Origin of the sequence: Exiguobacterium aestuarii, assembly GCF_020171655.1 — a bacterium.
GTDB classification, from domain to species: Bacteria; Bacillota; Bacilli; order Exiguobacteriales; family Exiguobacteriaceae; genus Exiguobacterium; species Exiguobacterium aestuarii_A.
Genome location: NZ_JAIVAC010000001.1, coordinates 806,837 through 823,247 on the forward strand (window position 1 = coordinate 806,837; position 16,411 = coordinate 823,247).

17 protein-coding genes are annotated in these 16,411 nt (G+C 48.4%); 5 read left to right on the top strand and 12 right to left on the bottom strand.

The genetic code is table 11. The features are described 5' to 3' along the window. Window positions 1-157: 157 nt before the first annotated feature. Window positions 158-916: a glucose 1-dehydrogenase gene (locus tag LCM29_RS04295; RefSeq protein ID WP_224861121.1), complete on the top strand. Its 759-nt coding sequence runs from the start codon at window positions 158-160 to the stop codon at window positions 914-916. 16 nt (window positions 917-932) lie between these two features. Here LCM29_RS04295 and LCM29_RS04300 read toward each other — a convergent pair whose 3' ends face one another. Continuing rightward, window positions 933-1,727: an AraC family transcriptional regulator gene (locus tag LCM29_RS04300; RefSeq protein WP_224861123.1), complete on the bottom strand. Its 795-nt coding sequence runs from the start codon at window positions 1,725-1,727 to the stop codon at window positions 933-935. Window positions 1,728-1,877: 150 nt separating this feature from the next. Beyond that, entirely contained in the window at window positions 1,878-2,138 is a 261-nt protein-coding gene (locus tag LCM29_RS04305; protein WP_214817614.1) for a DUF1294 domain-containing protein, read from the bottom strand. A 208-nt stretch (window positions 2,139-2,346) separates the two neighbouring features. On the opposite strand from LCM29_RS04305, the gene LCM29_RS04310 reads away from it, so the two are divergent. Continuing rightward, complete coding sequence (locus LCM29_RS04310) at window positions 2,347-3,129, top strand: LysM peptidoglycan-binding and 3D domain-containing protein (RefSeq protein ID WP_214874392.1); 783 nt, start codon at window positions 2,347-2,349, stop codon at window positions 3,127-3,129. A 47-nt stretch (window positions 3,130-3,176) separates the two neighbouring features. Here the strand turns inward: LCM29_RS04310 and LCM29_RS04315 are convergent, their stop codons facing one another. Continuing rightward, a complete protein-coding gene (locus LCM29_RS04315) occupies window positions 3,177-4,397 on the bottom strand; it encodes a cation:proton antiporter (protein WP_214874393.1) in 1,221 nt (406 codons plus the stop codon). Between the two features lie 109 nt (window positions 4,398-4,506). On the opposite strand from LCM29_RS04315, the gene cls reads away from it, so the two are divergent. Next, a complete protein-coding gene (cls, locus tag LCM29_RS04320) occupies window positions 4,507-5,973 on the top strand; it encodes a cardiolipin synthase (RefSeq protein WP_224861125.1) in 1,467 nt (488 codons plus the stop codon). Between the two features lie 41 nt (window positions 5,974-6,014). On the opposite strand, the gene LCM29_RS04325 is transcribed toward cls, so the two are convergent. From LCM29_RS04325 to LCM29_RS04345, 5 genes are all read right to left on the bottom strand, one after another. Next, the gene (locus LCM29_RS04325) at window positions 6,015-6,992 is read right to left on the bottom strand and encodes a hypothetical protein (RefSeq protein WP_224861127.1); all 978 of its coding nucleotides are present in this window, start codon (window positions 6,990-6,992) and stop codon (window positions 6,015-6,017) included. After that, entirely contained in the window at window positions 6,989-8,017 is a 1,029-nt protein-coding gene (locus LCM29_RS04330; RefSeq protein WP_224861129.1) for a DUF58 domain-containing protein, read from the bottom strand. The genes LCM29_RS04325 and LCM29_RS04330 overlap by 4 nt, the downstream gene beginning before the upstream one ends. Window position 8,018: 1 nt before the next feature. Continuing rightward, window positions 8,019-8,927 (bottom strand): AAA family ATPase, encoded by a 909-nt coding sequence (locus LCM29_RS04335; protein WP_224861131.1) that lies wholly within the window; start codon window positions 8,925-8,927, stop codon window positions 8,019-8,021. Between the two features lie 116 nt (window positions 8,928-9,043). Beyond that, window positions 9,044-9,742 (bottom strand): amino acid ABC transporter permease, encoded by a 699-nt coding sequence (locus LCM29_RS04340; protein WP_214874398.1) that lies wholly within the window; start codon window positions 9,740-9,742, stop codon window positions 9,044-9,046. Window positions 9,743-9,751: 9 nt separating this feature from the next. Then, window positions 9,752-10,600 (bottom strand): transporter substrate-binding domain-containing protein, encoded by an 849-nt coding sequence (locus LCM29_RS04345; protein ID WP_224861133.1) that lies wholly within the window; start codon window positions 10,598-10,600, stop codon window positions 9,752-9,754. Between the two features lie 260 nt (window positions 10,601-10,860). On the opposite strand from LCM29_RS04345, the gene LCM29_RS04350 reads away from it, so the two are divergent. After that, complete coding sequence (locus LCM29_RS04350) at window positions 10,861-11,415, top strand: GNAT family N-acetyltransferase (RefSeq protein ID WP_224861135.1); 555 nt, start codon at window positions 10,861-10,863, stop codon at window positions 11,413-11,415. A gap of 110 nt (window positions 11,416-11,525) precedes the next feature. Here the strand turns inward: LCM29_RS04350 and LCM29_RS04355 are convergent, their stop codons facing one another. From LCM29_RS04355 to LCM29_RS04365, 3 genes are read right to left on the bottom strand one after another with little or no spacing between them, the layout of a single operon-like run. Then, window positions 11,526-11,978 (bottom strand): GNAT family N-acetyltransferase, encoded by a 453-nt coding sequence (locus LCM29_RS04355; RefSeq protein ID WP_214782950.1) that lies wholly within the window; start codon window positions 11,976-11,978, stop codon window positions 11,526-11,528. Between the two features lie 15 nt (window positions 11,979-11,993). Continuing rightward, the gene (locus LCM29_RS04360; RefSeq protein ID WP_224861137.1) at window positions 11,994-12,707 is read right to left on the bottom strand and encodes an MBL fold metallo-hydrolase; all 714 of its coding nucleotides are present in this window, start codon (window positions 12,705-12,707) and stop codon (window positions 11,994-11,996) included. 12 nt (window positions 12,708-12,719) lie between these two features. Further along, window positions 12,720-13,337, bottom strand: a complete 618-nt coding sequence (locus LCM29_RS04365; RefSeq protein WP_224861139.1) for an NUDIX hydrolase — start codon at window positions 13,335-13,337, stop codon at window positions 12,720-12,722. A 129-nt stretch (window positions 13,338-13,466) separates the two neighbouring features. On the opposite strand from LCM29_RS04365, the gene LCM29_RS04370 reads away from it, so the two are divergent. Next, window positions 13,467-13,973, top strand: a complete 507-nt coding sequence (locus LCM29_RS04370; RefSeq protein ID WP_224861141.1) for a DinB family protein — start codon at window positions 13,467-13,469, stop codon at window positions 13,971-13,973. Between the two features lie 32 nt (window positions 13,974-14,005). Here LCM29_RS04370 and parC read toward each other — a convergent pair whose 3' ends face one another. Continuing rightward, window positions 14,006-16,411, bottom strand: a complete 2,406-nt coding sequence (parC, locus tag LCM29_RS04375) for a DNA topoisomerase IV subunit A (protein ID WP_224861143.1) — start codon at window positions 16,409-16,411, stop codon at window positions 14,006-14,008.

The window sequence follows — 16,411 nt, forward strand, 5'->3', positions numbered from 1 at the left end:
GATTCCATTCAAGTATAAAGATGATTGGAAATCAATTGAAGAAATTTCGCCATCTTTCTCACGGTGTTCGTGAACAAATGAGGGTATAACTTAGTGATAGGTAGCTTTCTATCATTACGCATCATATGTGCTCTTATGTTTAAAGGAGGAATGATGGATGAAACTTTCGGGGAAAACAGCAATCGTCACCGGGGCCGGCTCTGGTATGGGGCGGGCCATCGCGAAACTCTTCGCGATGGAAGGCGCGCGGGTCGTCGCATTCGATATGAATGAAGATTCTGTGCAGGCAGTGGTCGAAGAGATGAAGACGGGAGGTGGGGATGTCGTCGGCATCGCTGGTAACGTAACGAATCAGTCAGATATCGACCGTCTCGTCGATACAGCGAAAGAAACGTTCGGGTCGGTCGACATTCTCGTCAATAATGCGGGCATCATGGACAACTTTATGACGGTGGGGGAAGTGACGGATGAACTGTGGGATCGGGTCCTTGCTGTCAATTTGACCGGACCGATGAAATTAGCCCGCGCCGCCATTCAAGTGATGGAGAAACAAGATAGTGGTGGGGTCATCATCAACAATGCGTCTGTCGGAGGATTGTTCGGCACTCGCGGAGGCGCAGCATATGTGGCATCGAAACATGCCTTGATCGGGTTGACGAAAAATATTGCAGCGACCCATGGGACACTCGGTAAGATTCGCGCTAATGCCATCGCGCCGGGTGGTGTCAACACGAATATCGGTTCGACCATCACCGCTCCGAGCGAACTCGGGATGCGTGCCATCCAAGGTGCGGGGGAAGCACCAATGGGTGAGCCCGAACAAATCGCGAACGTCGCGCTATTTTTAGCATCGGACGATTCAAGTTTTGTAAATGGCGATGTACTGAAAGCGGATGGTGGTTGGACGGCAAGATAAACGAAAAGAGCCGGAATCATTCGGCTCTTTTCGTTTGGTATTTTTTTCGATAGGCGAGCGGGGTGATCGAATGACGTGCTTTAAATGTCTGGACGAAGTGACTGACACTGGAGTAACTCAGGCGATTGGCGATATCAGCAACCGATTCAGTCGAATCCTTTAATAGGATTGCGGCCCGGTCCATTCGTTTAACTTGGACATACGCAAGCGGGGAGGTGTTCCCGAACGTTGTAAACAGCCGACAACATTCACTGCGACTTACATCACCCGCAGTTGCGATTTGAGCTAACGATAGTTTATCTTCAAGCTGCAAATGAATATATGCCAGCATGTTTCGAAGACTCTCCAGTTTTTTCTCGTTATTCATTCCTTGGTTATCTTGCTGAATCCAATAACGCCAGATCACCGCACATTGCAGTGTCGCATCCATCCGTTTAAGCGGTCCGTCTACCTGCAAATGGTTATCGACTTGTTCAATCGTTTGAACGATGGAGCGGTGTGTTCGTTCTCGCTTTAAGATATGTATGGCTTTATCGCCTGCAAGGTATGGCGTTACATATTCTTCGGACAATTTAGGGTGGAATAACTCATATGGATCAAATTCAAGTTTGATGATTTGCGAAGTCTCTTCCATCTGTTGCACGACATAGCTTTGTCCAGACGCCAACAGGATACTTTCTTTTGAAACAAGTTTTATATCCTCTCCGTTCACCCGAATATCGACAATCCCTGATTCGATCAATAGTACCGTGAACTGATTCGTGATGGTAAATGTGGAAACCCCTTGATTCGACAGTATCGTTCTATTCAAAGTGACAATCTCCTCGATTTGGTAATTTTCCGATATTTCGTTTCTTTTTTAACGGGTGAAATACTTTGATTTATCCAAAAACAGGGACGATTTCAACATTTTCCTCATCCCTGTAATCTTAATCATGGTTGTGTTTCTTCTATATAATGCTTAAAAGATGAGCCACCCTGTAAAAGCCGCATGGACGAGAATCGCAATTGGTACCCCGATCCGGAATTTCGGCTTCAATGTCTTATGTCGGAAGATGCGCATCGCCAAATAAGCACCGAATGCCCCACCGACCCATGCCATCGTCAGTAACGTGCGCTCCGAAATGCGCCAAGCCCCGACGCGAGACCGTCGTTTATCGACAAAAAATGACACAAACGCTAGTAAATTAGTCACAATGTAATATAGCAGTAATAGTTCCAAAGACCAAAACCTCCTTATTTCTCTCTTGATTATATCTTAAAATGGCTCTACGAAGCCGTTTTTATGGATTAAAACAATTTTCTGAATCCTCTCATCCCCATGAATTGTTCTGTAAATGAACTGATATGACTCTCATATCGTCCTGTAATCGCTATGAAATATAGAGGTGTTACAGTAAGGGGGCGTTAGAAAAGGGAGGAATATTCTTATGAAAAAACCACTATTGACACTAACGGCACTCGCTGGCCTTAGTTTAGGAGTCGCTGCTCCAGCTTCGGCAGCATCAACACACACAGTTCAGTCTGGAGATACACTCTACCGTATCGCCGTGAACAACAACGTCTCTGTAAACGACATTAAACAAGCGAACGGCTTAAACTCAAATATGATTTACCCGAACCAAGTCTTGAAACTTGGAAAGGCAGAAGCGAAAGCTTCTACTGCATCTAAAACGTATACAGTTAAATCAGGTGATACACTTTATCGTATCGCATTGAACCACGGGATCTCTGTTAATCAATTGATGACTTGGAACGGTCTTAATTCAGATCTTATTTTCCCAGGACAAGAGTTCGCCGTGAAAGGTGCAGCAGCTGCATCGGTAGCGAATGATGCGAAAACATCAGCACCGAAGACTTCAACATCAGCACCAGTAACAAAAACAGCATCGTCTACAACGCAAACCCAAGCTCCGGCTTCAGGTAAGACAATGACTGTTGAAGCAACAGCTTATACGCCATATTGCGCTGGATGTTCTGGTATCACAGCGACAGGTATCGACGTTCGTTCGAACCCTAACCAAAAAGTCATCGCGGTCGACCCTTCTGTCATTCCGCTCGGCTCTAAAGTATGGGTTGAAGGATACGGAGAAGCAATCGCAGGAGACACTGGTGGTGCCATCAAAGGTAACAAAATTGATATCTTGATGCCGACACAAGAGCAAGCGCTCAACTTCGGTCGCAAGTCAATCACAATCAAAGTCTTGAACTAATTCAAGCTCATCAAAGACACTGCCATCGGGCGGTGTCTTTTTTGTGCTTAACCCTTTTCCCAAGGATTCTTCACTTTCGTCAAACCTAATCGTTTGGCGAGCGGCTTAATCGTCAATCCATGCAAGGTGACAGACGTGACGACGAGACCGAGCGTAATCGGTAGCATCCGTTCTGCGTCTTCAATCCCCAGTTCCGCAATCTCTTGTGCAAAAAATGCTGTCACCGTCATGGCGACGATCCCACGTGGGGCAATCCAACTGATGAGTGCCCGCTCCTTCGTCGTCAAAGGGGAGCCAAGTAAGGAGGTTTGCACCGAGACGGGGCGGACGATGAATAATATTGCGAGAATCGACAAGAGGAGCGGCCAATCGAAGATGGCAAGTAAACTATCGCGGGTCAAACTCGCGGTCAAAATGATAAACACAGTTGAAACGAGCAAGATAGAGATGTTTTCTTTAAATTCACGAAGTTGCTTCAAAATGTGGAGATGCCCATGTTTGGAGTTCGCCATCGTTAACCCCATCGCCGTCACGGCCAATAGTCCGACCTCTTGCATGACCCATTCACTGATGGAGTAAACGAGAAGGACTCCGGAGAACGTCAAAGTCGTCCGTAAATATTCTGGGACTTTCTCATTTCCGAACAAGCGGATAAGTAGATGCCCGACGGCAATCCCGAAAGCGACAGCGACGATACAGGACCAAAAGAACGGCAAGTGACTTGCAAGCCCCTCGTTTTGGTACAGGATAAACCCGATTCGAACAACGAAGAGACCCATCAACGCACCGAGTGGATCGACGATAATCCCTTCCCACTTCAACACTTTCGAAGGTCGAACGGATAAGTTTGCTTGACGTAATAACGGGATGATCACAGTCGGTCCCGTCACGACGAAGATGGCGCCCAGTGTGAAAGCCGGTAACCAATGAAAATCTCCAATCCAAATCAATAAGATAGATGTCAGGATAAAAGAAATGAAGACACCGACGGTAACGAGACGAAAAATTGGCTTTCTTAAATCATCAATCTCTTTAAACTCAAGACTGAGACTGCCTTCAAATAAGATGAGCGCCACGGCAATCGAGATAAGTGGGCTATATAAATCACCCAAAATCAAATCCGGCTCTAACCATCCGAAAATCGGACCGACCAAAATACCCGCAACCGTCATGATCAAGATGGCTGGGAAGTCAAAACGCCATGCAATCAACTGCGAAAGTGCGCCGATGAGGACAAGTAAGCTGAATCCGATCATCATGTCTTCCATAAACACCCTCCATTTCATTACTTCTTCATATATGTATACCCACATCATGAAAAACATCTGCTAAGATTGCCCGATTTCGGGTAAGAATTGAAAGAAAGGGAGGGATACGATGGAAGTAACAATCGGACTCATCATCGTCATACTGACATGGCTCATCTTAGTACTTAACCTCACGTTCGCCGTCACTATCATCTTTTTTGAGAGGCGGGACATCGGTACGACGTGGGCATGGCTGCTCGTTCTCTTCTTCTTGCCACTCATCGGCTTCTTTGTGTACATCTTCTTCGGCCGACTGATCAAGTCTCAAAACTTTTATGAAGTGGAAGAAGAGAAACGCGAAGCGTATCACCATCATGTCGAAGAACAACTCGAGCAACTCGACCGTTCGCTCGCCCCGTTCAATCATCCGATTCTTTTAAAATATCGGAGGCTGGCTCGCCTGAACCTCGTGTCGACGAATGCACTGATGTCATTCCATAACGATATCACTGTCCTGCACGACGGAACGGAAAAATTTGAGCAGATGTTTCAGGATATCGAGCGCGCGACGAAAGAAGTCAATATTCAATATTACATCATCCAAAACGACCCGCTCGGTCAGTCGCTCATTCGTCTGTTAACGGAGAAGGCGAAACAAGGGGTACGCATTCGTCTCCTTTACGATGCCGTCGGATCGAGAGGATTAAGGCACAAACATTTTAAGGATCTACTCACTCACGGTGGAGAAGTCAAATCGTTCTTCCCGTCCAAACTCGGCATTAATTTCCGCGTCAACAATCGAAACCACCGAAAGCTCTGTATCATCGATGGTGAACTTGGCTATATTGGTGGCTTCAATGTCGGGGATGAATATCTCGGAAAAGATGATCACTTCGGCTATTGGCGTGACGTTCACTTAAGAATCTCCGGCGACGCCGTCAAAGAACTGTTAGAACGGTTCATTTTAGATTGGAATCGCTCGGTCCCGACAAAAACGAAGGCTCAGAAAGACGACTTTGTCTGGCCGACGGAGGGAATCTCACATCACGCTTCACCGGTTCAAATCGTGACCTCAGGACCGAACTCCTCGACGGAGCACCTGAAGAACATGCTCGTCAAAATGATCACGCAGTCAAAAGATTGTATCTACATTCAGACACCGTACTTCATTCCGGATGCGAGCTTCCTTGATGCCTGTCGGATTGCTCTCATGGCAGGCACCAAAATCAAACTGATGATTCCAAATAAGCCGGACCATATGTTTGTCTACTGGGCAACTTATGCGAATGCGGCGGAGCTCGTACGCTACGGGGCCGAGGTCTTCACATACGAAGAAGGATTCCTCCATGCGAAGACGCTCGTTATTGACGGAGAGGTCGCTTCCATCGGGACGACGAATATCGATGCGCGAAGCTTCCGTCTCAACTTTGAAATCTCAGCGCTCGTCTTCGACCGAGATGTCGCCCAGTCGGTCATCGATGCGTTCGAACGGGATGAATCCCGTGCCGAACGATTGACACTCGAGCGATACGAGTCGAGGACCCGTTGGATTCGATTTAAAGAGAGCGTGTCACGCCTGCTCAGTCCGATCCTATAACGCGAAACATCCGGTAGAGGAAATTCCTCACCGGATGCTTTTTAACGTTTCTTCAATTGTGCGACAAGACGCTCGAATGACTCATTGACGTCTTTTGGAGCTTCCTTGTCTCCATATTCCGCCGCCTCTAACCATTCAGCATATAAGGTATGGTTCGTAAACCCAATTCGTTGTAGCCAGTCAGATACCGTCTCTTCACGGAGACGCGGTTGCACTTGTTCGAGCTTCCTCCCCGTTTCAAGGAGCTGAATCTGTCTTGGGGAACGAACAATTCGTTTATCTGAAAGAGTCGGGTGATGAATACTTTTTGGAATCATCCCGTCTTCCTGAATGTCTTTTCGCTTCTGTAAATAGAAGAACAAACCGACACCAATCAACAAGGTGACAACAAAGATACCGATGAAAAAGAGTGACTCATTCGAAGCGGACTGGAGTAATGTCTCCTGTGACACTGTCTCCGCATCGATGTTTGGGTTATCTGGCACGAGGAAGCGGTTCACACGGTCATTCGGATCGAGTGTGATGCCGTCGAACCAGCTGCCGATCCATAAGAAGAAAGGACTGATCCAGGCGATGACATTTCCAAACAACAGCTCTTTGATCGTCCGGATGACAAGGGAGACGGCTAACCCGATTCCTAGCCCGAGAGCAAGCATCGTCACCATGCGCTTATAATCACGACGATAGTAAAGATTCCGCTGCCAAATCAAAAAGATGAACGGAAAGAGCACCATCGCGAGCGGCTGGGTCGCCGGTGGGAATAACCAGTCGGCCACTAAGAACAGGACACTCGCCATCGCGTAACGGTCCGTCCAATCGAGCGTTCGGATAAATGCATGCACGTACGTGAAGACCAGAAGCAAGATGCTCATCTCATAAGAGAAGTACAGGGCACCGATTGAAAGGACCGTCTGCACGATAAGCTGTGTGTTCCGAGGGAGGCGTAGCGTCAATAAAAAGAGGAGCGGAAACACGTGACCGATATAAAATGCCGCGAAGACCCACCATAACCATCTCATTGACCGTCACCCCCTAACCGTAAAATCGATTGGTTCCCGCTATACTTGGCAACTTTTCGTTCGAACAAGGAGCGTGCCAATGGAAAATCGCTCTCCGACAGACAGGCGAACGTCGTCATGATCTTACGGAAATGTACCTCGCCGCTTCCAGGAGGTAGGTCGTATGTGATTCCGTCTTTTGTAAGCGTCGGGACGATGAGACCGTAACTCGCATTCTCTTTCTCGAAATCGCGGCATAGGGCTGCCGCTTGAGAGATGAGTCGCTCCATCTGATAGGTGAGGGCTCGTCCGTCTTTCGTCAACAAATCGAGGACGATCACATACTCATTCGCTTGGACCGGTTGCTCCGTACGGGCAAGCAGTTCCCCTGTCTTTGCATAGGCGGACCAATACAACTGTCGCATCGGTTGCCCGTGATATGGTGTGACCGACTGGAACGTCTCCGGGTCACGATAGGCGCTATGTAGGACCATCTCCTCACCGGGGAGGGTAGGTGGCCGTTTCGGGATCGGATACGGTGAAAACTCAGGGAACACATAACCGATTCGGGGAAGGGTGTCTTCCTTGTATAGAGAGAACATACGAAGCGGATCACGAATTTCTATCCCGATTGCCTCAAGACGGATGGGTCCACGCTTCTTTGCATGGAGCGGGATGGTAAAATCGACGGTTGCATTCGTCTCGACAAAGTTCTCCTGGCGCCAAAACGCGTGACCTTCCGACTCGACGGTTGGATGTAAATACCCGGATAGCCGTACGACTCCGAGTGGTACTTTTGCAGTGGATACGAGTTTTAACACGTAGACGGCGTCATCGTTCGGGAAAAGTTTTAACTCCTCGGTGAGGTCGACATGCACTTGTTCTGCCAATCGAAACATGAAAGCAGGCATGACCAAGGCATAGAGACTGAAGCCGATCAATAGGCTCGCAATCAAGACATTCCCGTATAGCGCTGTGAAGACCCCGACGACAAACAAGAGCCACATGTATCCGGACTCGAGATAGCGTGGGCTGACTAACTGCATCTTACACCTCTGATGGGACCGGGATGGTCTCGAGTACTGATTTGATCAGCTTCGTCGGCTTCGTCTTCAAGGAAGCTTCGACAGTCAAGACGATTCGGTGTCCTAGAATCGGAAGAGCGAGCGCTCGGATGTCTTCTGGCGAAACGAAGTCTCGTCCTTCCATATAGGCATGTGCCCGAGCCGCCATCGTATAGGCAAGGGTCGCCCGCGGACTCGGACCCACCTCGATATCCCGGTGGTGACGGAGTGACTCCATCAAATCGAGGAGATAGTCCTCCATCGCCTCATGGAACTTCACGTCGCGTACTGCTTGTTGCATCTTCAACAGCTCGTCACGTTGAAGCGAGAATGGCTCCGTCGACAAATGCTCGTTCCGAATCAAACGACGCTCTGAATCCCGTGACAGGGGAGCGAGTGTCAATTTAAACAGAAAACGATCCAATTGTGCTTGTGGAAGCGGAAATGTCCCTTGCCCGTCGAACGGGTTTTGTGTAGCAATCATAAAGAACGGTTCCGGTAACTGAAGTGACACTTCCCCGAGGGTCACTTGACGTTCTTGCATCGCCTCAAGTAAGGCCGATTGCGTACGCGGTGTCGTCCGGTTGATCTCATCGACGAGAAGAATTGATGTAAAAATAGGTCCCGTCCGACGTTCAAACGCTCCCGTCGTCGGATTGAACAATTCCATTCCTAAAATGTCACTTGGTAATGTATCCGGCGTACATTGGACACGCTGAAACGTCGCCGATACAGAACTCGCGAGACTTCGGGCGAGAGTCGTTTTCCCTGTTCCTGGACGGTCTTCCAGTAACACGTGTCCTCCTGATAATAATGCAATCGAGGCAAGCTTGATTGCTTTTGATTGCCCGATGACTTGATCATTTAAATGTGAAACCCATGGATGCACCATTCAAAATCCCCCTATATTTTTCTGATAATTAAGAAAATCATAGCATAATCGACGATTGAGGTGTGCGGAAAATCCAACGATAATCTAAAAAAGACCGACCGGCATCAGCCAGTCAGTCAACGTTTTGGGGAATCTAAATATCGTTCAAAATGACGTTCGAGCCACTCTTGGAAAAACGACATGAACGTACAAATCGCCCAGTAAATCAATGCCACGACGATATAGACCGTCATATAATCAAACTCACGACCCCCGACGATTTTTGCTTTATTGAAGATCTCCGGAACAGTGATCATCGCCGCGAGAGAACTCGCTTTGATCAAATCGAGAAAGACGTTCGAGAGCGGGGGAAGGGCAATCCGTGTCGCCTGAGGTAGGATGACACCTTTGAGCGTCAACCATTTCCCCATCCCGAGCGAACGGGCCGCTTCCACCTGTCCGTCATCAACCGCACGAATCGACGAGCGGATAATCTCGGCGATATAGGCGGCAGAGTTCAAACTAAACCCGAGAATGGCTGCCGTCAATGCGGCAAACTCAATGCCGATGAACGGGAATCCGGAATAGAGGATGAACAAGATGATCAGAATGGGCACACCACGCATGAACGAGATATAAAATGTCGATGGATAGCGGAGGAGTCGCGTCGGAGACAACTTCCCAAGCGCCAATATCAGACCAAGCACAAGACCGAAAAACATGCTCGTAAAGGAAATCCAAAGCGTGTTCGGTAATCCGCCTAACAGATAAGGGAACGACTCGATGGCTAGGTCTACGTCAAAGATGGCGTCCCATTTGATGTCTGAGAACGTCATATCATTTCCTTACTTCGTCTCGACGATTGTCGCGTCCACATCAGGTTCAACCGAGACGTCGGCCCCGTTGTAGAATTGCTCTGACAACTCTTTGACCGTACCGTCCTCGAGCATCTCTTCTAATACACGGTCGATATTCTCTTGAAGCTCGTCGTTTTCGTTATCCATCAAGAATGCGACTTCTTGCGGGTTATAAGCGATATCAGGGTGAATCGTGATATCAAACTCTGGGAAGAAGGCGAGAGCTAGTGTTTGAAGATAGTAATCGTTCAAGATGACATCGGTACGTCCTGTCGAGACGTCACGCAAGTACTGGTCGTTCGTCGCGTTGTCGTAGATGACTTCTTCAGCTCCGTATTGACGTGCCACATCCATGAAGACGGTCGTCGCTTCACCAGCGGCTTTTTTGCCTTTCAAGTCTTCAAGCGATTCAATGCCTGAAAGGTCACTCTTGCGAACGATGGCTGTTCCGTATGTGTATTTATACGGTTTAGAGAAAGCAAACTTTTCCTTACGGTCTTCGGTGACCGAGATATCATTAGCTGCTACGTCGATTTGACCGTTTTGAACGCTTGTCAACATGTTGTCAAACGCCATTTCTTTGAACTCGACTTCAAGCTCGAGGCGCTTCGCGATCTCTTTCATGAGTTCCACGTCAAAACCTGTCAACGTATCACTCTCTTCTTCACGGAAAGAAGCGGGGTAGAGCGTACCAGCTGTTCCGACTGTCAATGTTCCTTCTTCTTGAATTTTTTCCCAATGTGTAATATTTGCTTGATTCGTGCTATCATCACCACAAGCGGCAAGTGGGATTGCAAAAAACAATGTTGCTGCCAAACCTTTTGTTGTTCGTTTCACAAGAATTCCTCCTTAGATGCTTCATCTGTCTAAAAATAGCATGACTTCAGCGGTCTAGCAACTGTGAGTTACAGATTGAACAGCTTTAAGACATAATTGAAACGTTTATTCATAAAGCGCTATCATTCCGTTGAATGCGAAATTCATTTCTATAATACAGATATCACTGATTAATGAAACAGGTTTTCAACTGACATAACAACTAGGTTAATCGAAATGAACAAATGGAGGTAATCTTATTATGAAAAGAGGTGGAACGGATGAGTCGTATTCAACTAAATGTACTAAATGAGTCACTTATCAATCAAGTGAATGACGCGAATGACCCATTTCCAATCATCGGTCGAATCATCCCAAGTTATATGAACGGAGAATGGACATATGTAGAAGAACTTTATGATAACAGAAACGAAATATCATTCCCAGACGATCAGATTGATTGGCGACATTACATGGAACGAGACAATCGCGTCGTATATTTAGCGATGGACAATGATGAATGTGTCGGGCAAATCCGGCTCGTGAAGGATTGGAATCGGTTTGCATACATAGAAAACATTGCGGTCAGAAAGACACACCGTAAACTAGGAATTGGACGAATGCTCCTTGTGACGGCAGAAAGATGGGCTAAAGAGAGAGACTTGACTGGATTATCTCTTGAGGCACAGAACGATAACTTGATTGCATGTCGCTTTTATAGAAAAGAGGGATTCCAACTCGGAGGAGTCGATACAATGAAACAACACGCGAATCCACAGATTGATTTGACCTTGTATTGGTACAAGATTTTCGAAGAAGGGGGCAATCATAAATAGAGTATTTTCATACTCTTTTTTTATTAGTTTACATAACATATATTATCAGTAAAAATAAAGTCTCATCTCATTATCTTAGTATACTTATGATAGTGAGATGAGATAGAAATTTAAGAAGAGTGTGTATATCGAATTAATGTGACACCGGGTTCTGGTTCAAATTCAGTACTTCGCACAAATCCGAGTTTCGTATATAGACGCTTGGCGGGCCCGTTATGTTTGCCCGTATGCACGTATACGAGCTGTCCTTTATGAATACTCAACACGTGCTCAAGTAGCGTCGTCGCCAGTCTCGCCCGGAAATATGTCGGATCAATACAAAGCTTTGTGATCTCCACCGTGTTTTCGGATGCTTCAATGGTGACAAATCCAATCAACCGCTCCTCGACATACAATCCATAGCTCGTACCTGGCAAGTTTTGAATGACATCAATCGTCTCATATCGTGCCGGAATTTCGTCAAATCCGAGCAATTCCGCTTCAACGGCATATGCATTCCGCTGAATCTCGAGCATCTGCTGTGCCTGTTCGAATTGATGGATCGGGATTTCTTTTAGTTGCATCGTCTCATCCCTCCATTATCGAGTAAACTTCCTTGCCTGTTTGCGTTTCGCCCGCTTCAATGCCAAATAGAGACGGTGTGTCCCTTTGAGTGGCGGACCATGCCCGACAAAAGTCAGGAGTGGTGACAAATCGACCAGCCGCTCCGCACTCCCTACAGCAACGGATCGGTTCCATGTCGCAAGACCAGGTAGCGGGAACAACGGACGGACGTCCCCCGCCACTGCTGCCCCTCCTTGCGACTGAAAAGCGTCTCCGGCGAATAACATCCGATTCGTTTCATCGTAAAATGCAATTGATCCTGGTGTATGACCGCTTGCTGCAAGAACACGTAGACCGAATAGCCGCTCCCCGGGATCTAACAACGTATCTGGTGTAGAACGGATCGTCGGCAAGGAACCCCGTATCTTGTGCTCTTCTTCCTCATCTAGTGAACGGTCTCCAGATAGTAAGCGGGCATCACGCCGGGAAATGAACAGTTCTGCGAGTGGATGCTCCGCTTTGATGGCATCTACCCCGCCGACATGGTCTCCGTGGGCATGCGTCAATAAAATGGCAAGGAGCGGTTTGTCGAGTTCTTCAATATACGTCAGAATATGTGCCGCATTCCGTTTTAGCGCCGTGTCTATCAAGACGAGCCCGAGTTCATGTTCGATCAGCTGGACGTTGATCGGAAGAACGGGAGCGTAAAAGGTTAGTTGGTGGATATGTCCGTATCGTCTCACTTTCATCAAAAAATCCTCCTAATCGAATAAGGTGGTCCAGTCATCTTCTTGCCAGTGCGCGTCGAAGCACATATGAATCTGTTCGAGCGTGTTTCTGGCAAGGGAGAGCTCTGGTAAATGGTCGCGTTCAAAGAATCCGACATCCGTCGTCTCTACGCCGGCAGCACCTTCCCCGTCACCGATCAATGCACACTCGATGAAGAGTTTGTAATAGTGCTCAGAAAGTGGCGGGTGTGGATGTTCATGCATATCAAATAAGGCGAGTAAACGCACCGGTATCACATCCAAGCCGGCCTCTTCTTCTACTTCTTTGATGATATTTGCAGCAGGAGAACGGTTTACCTCACAGAAACCACCTGGTAGTGTCCATAACCCGTCCGACCGCTCCTTGACGAGTAACAATCGGTCCCCTTTGAAAACGACGCCTCGTACATCGAGCTTCGGTGTCGGATACCCTTGAACATGGGTCAATTGAGAGATGGCCTCGTTCGGTAAGTCTGAATGTCGTTCATACATCTCTTTTGCGATTTCTTGGAGTTCTTCATATCGTTCTCGGTCATATTGATCATGTGTGAACGTCAGACCGGCCTGAGACAGCGCCTGAATCCGTTTCGCCCACGTCAGCCATTGAGACATATAGATCCCCCTATCATTTGTCCTACATATTTCTTTCGGCAAATCGTCACGTTCTCCTTTTTAGATTTACATTCCCCTAAGACTCGAACAAGTCACGTATACTGAAAGTAAACAGAAAAGAGGTGCAGCATGAATCGTTATGAACTGACTCATTTCAAAGAAACTTTGTTACATTATTCAGAACCTGACTTACGGTATAAATGCTCCCCTGCGATTTGGTCAATTGGTCAGATGTACGATCATATCATGTTGGTCGCGAATGAGTATTTAGATGAAGTCGACCATTGTCTTCAAGAAGACGGTCAACTCGGTGGAGAGAAGACACCATTTGGGGAGAAGTTGTTTCGAGAAGGTGGATTTCCTCCAATCAAAATCGAGCTCCCTCCCGAGATGAACCAACCTCCGAACAATACCGATACGAATGAGCAGTTACTCGAGCGGATGACCACCTTGATTTCAAGGATGGATGCGTTAGAAGCCCGTTTAGGGGACGCCACAGACGATCGGAAGACCTTTCACGGTGGGTTCGGCTGGTTGAATGCGAGAGAGTGGTTCGAGCTTGTCGAGATGCATACACGGCATCACCGTCGACAGCAACAAGAACTAGAAGGATGGCTAACACAAAAAGACCTGTGAGCGGCGATTATGCCGATCGACAGGTCTTTTCTTTAATCGAGATACACGTCCTCGATCTCACCGAATGAATCTTCGTCGAAGACGAACGACCCGTTGGCGTAGCGATCAAGTAGCGTGAGCGTTTTTGTCTTCACTTGTTTTGCTTTCTCTTTTCCGACGATATGCAAGGTCTCATCCCCATGTACAGGGAGCACACGACGAATCTGGTGCGGTTTAGATTTGACTTCACGAATGAGCATCGTTCCGCGGAGGTTGCGGTTCGTGCAATCGAACTGGTCTTCAAGTTTCATCTTCTTGACCGCTCCACGCTGCGTCACGAGAACGAATAACGGCGGCGTGAAGAACGAGAAGGCATCGGCGACGACGTCTCCGTCTTTCAAGTTCATCGCTTTCACACCGGCTGCCCGCTGTCCGACGACCGGGACGTCATCCTCTTTGAACCAGAGCCCGTATCCACGCTCTGAGACGAGGAACAACTGTCCAGGACCGTCACTGATCCCTGCGAAGACAACCTCATCGTCACCTTTTAGCTTCAAGGCCATGAGCGGCTTCGACTTCCGCTGCGCGTCATAGTCGCGTAACGGCGTACGTTTGACCATTCCGTCTTTTGTCACGAAGAGGCAATGAGCGTCCGTCTCGAAAGTCGAGACAACATCTGCCGAGATGACCTGTTCCCCTTCGATCGGGACGAGGTTGGCGACATGCTGACCGGCATCCTTCCACTTCGACTCAGGGATCTGATGGATTGGGATGAGGAGGTAGCTTCCTTTGTTCGTCCAGACGAGCAAGTGGTCTGTCGTCATCGCTTGTGTCGTGAGGAGAGGACGGTCCTTCTCCTTCATCTCCGGCAAGACGTCACTTGAGGCGCCATATGAGCGCATCGAGGCACGTTTGACGTATCCGTCACGGCTGACGAAGACCATCGTCTCTTCAACGGCAATCATGACTTCCGTCTTCAGCTTCAGTTCTTCGACTTCCGACTCGATGACCGAACGACGGTCATCCCCGAACTCATCACGCAGCGCCGTGAGTTCTTTCACGATCAACTTCCGTTTCGTCGCATCCACGTCAAGGATGTTCGAGAGGCGAGCGATCTCTTTTTGGAGCGCCTTTGCTTCTTTTTGCAATTCGACGATGTCCGTGTTCGTGAGTCGGTACAATTGGAGCATGACGACCGCTTCGGCCTGGCGTTCTGTGAACGAGAACCGCTCCATCAGTTTCTTCTTCGCGTCCGCTTTATCTTTCGCGGAACGGATCAATTCAAGCGTCTCATCGAGGACCGAGATGGCTTGCTCCAAGGCATCAACGATTTCGGCCCGTTTTTTCGCCTGTTCGAGTTCGAACGTCGTGCGGCGTGTGACCACTTCTTCGACGTGCTTCAAATAGGCGTCGATGACCGGGATGATGCCCATCTGTTTTGGTGTCCGGTTCACGATGGAGACCATATTGTAGTTATAGGCGAGCTGCAGGTCCGTATGCTTCAAGAAGAAGTGAAGGACACCTTCCGCGTCTGCCTCTTTCTTCAATTCGATGACGACACGAAGGCCGGTCCGGTCCGTCTCATCACGGACTTCCGCGACACCTTCGACCTTTTTGTCGAGACGGAGCTCTTCCATTTTTTTGACGAGGTTCGCCTTGTTCACTTCATAAGGGAGTTCGGTGATCGTGATCTGTTCACGGCCACCTTTTAGCTGCTCAATCTCTGATTTCGCGCGGATGATGACCTTACCCTTGCCGGTTTCAAACGCCTTTAGGATGCCTTCTTTCCCCATGACCGTCCCTCCGGTAGGAAAGTCAGGTCCTGTGACATACTCGATGGCGTCTTTCGCCGTATCGACCTGACCTTTCAGGCGTGCGATGGCGAGGTTGAGCACTTCCGTCAAGTTATGCGGCGGGATTTCTGTCGCATAACCCGCTGAGATCCCTGTCGTCCCGTTCATGAGCAAGTTCGGGAGGAGTGACGGCAAGACGAGCGGCTCCTCCGTCGAATCATCAAAGTTCGGCGTATAGTCGACCGTATTCTTCGCGATCGACGTCAGCATCACCCCAGCAATCTTCGAGAGACGGGCTTCTGTATAACGCATGGCCGCTGCCGGGTCACCGTCCATCGACCCGTTGTTCCCATGCATGTCGATGAGCGGATAGCGTAGTTTCCAGTCCTGAGAGAGACGTACCATCGCCTCATAGACGGACGAGTCACCATGCGGGTGATAGTTCCCGATGACGTTCCCGACCGTCTTCGCAGACTTCCGGTACGGCTTATCGTTCGTATTCCCCTCATGGTGCATCGCATAAAGGATACGACGTTGTACGGGCTTGAGCCCGTCGCGTGCGTCCGGCAAGGCACGGTCTTGAATGATATATTTTGAATAACGCCCGAACCGGTCACCGACGACCTGTTCGAGAGATAAGTTTAAAATGTGTTGAATCGTCGACAT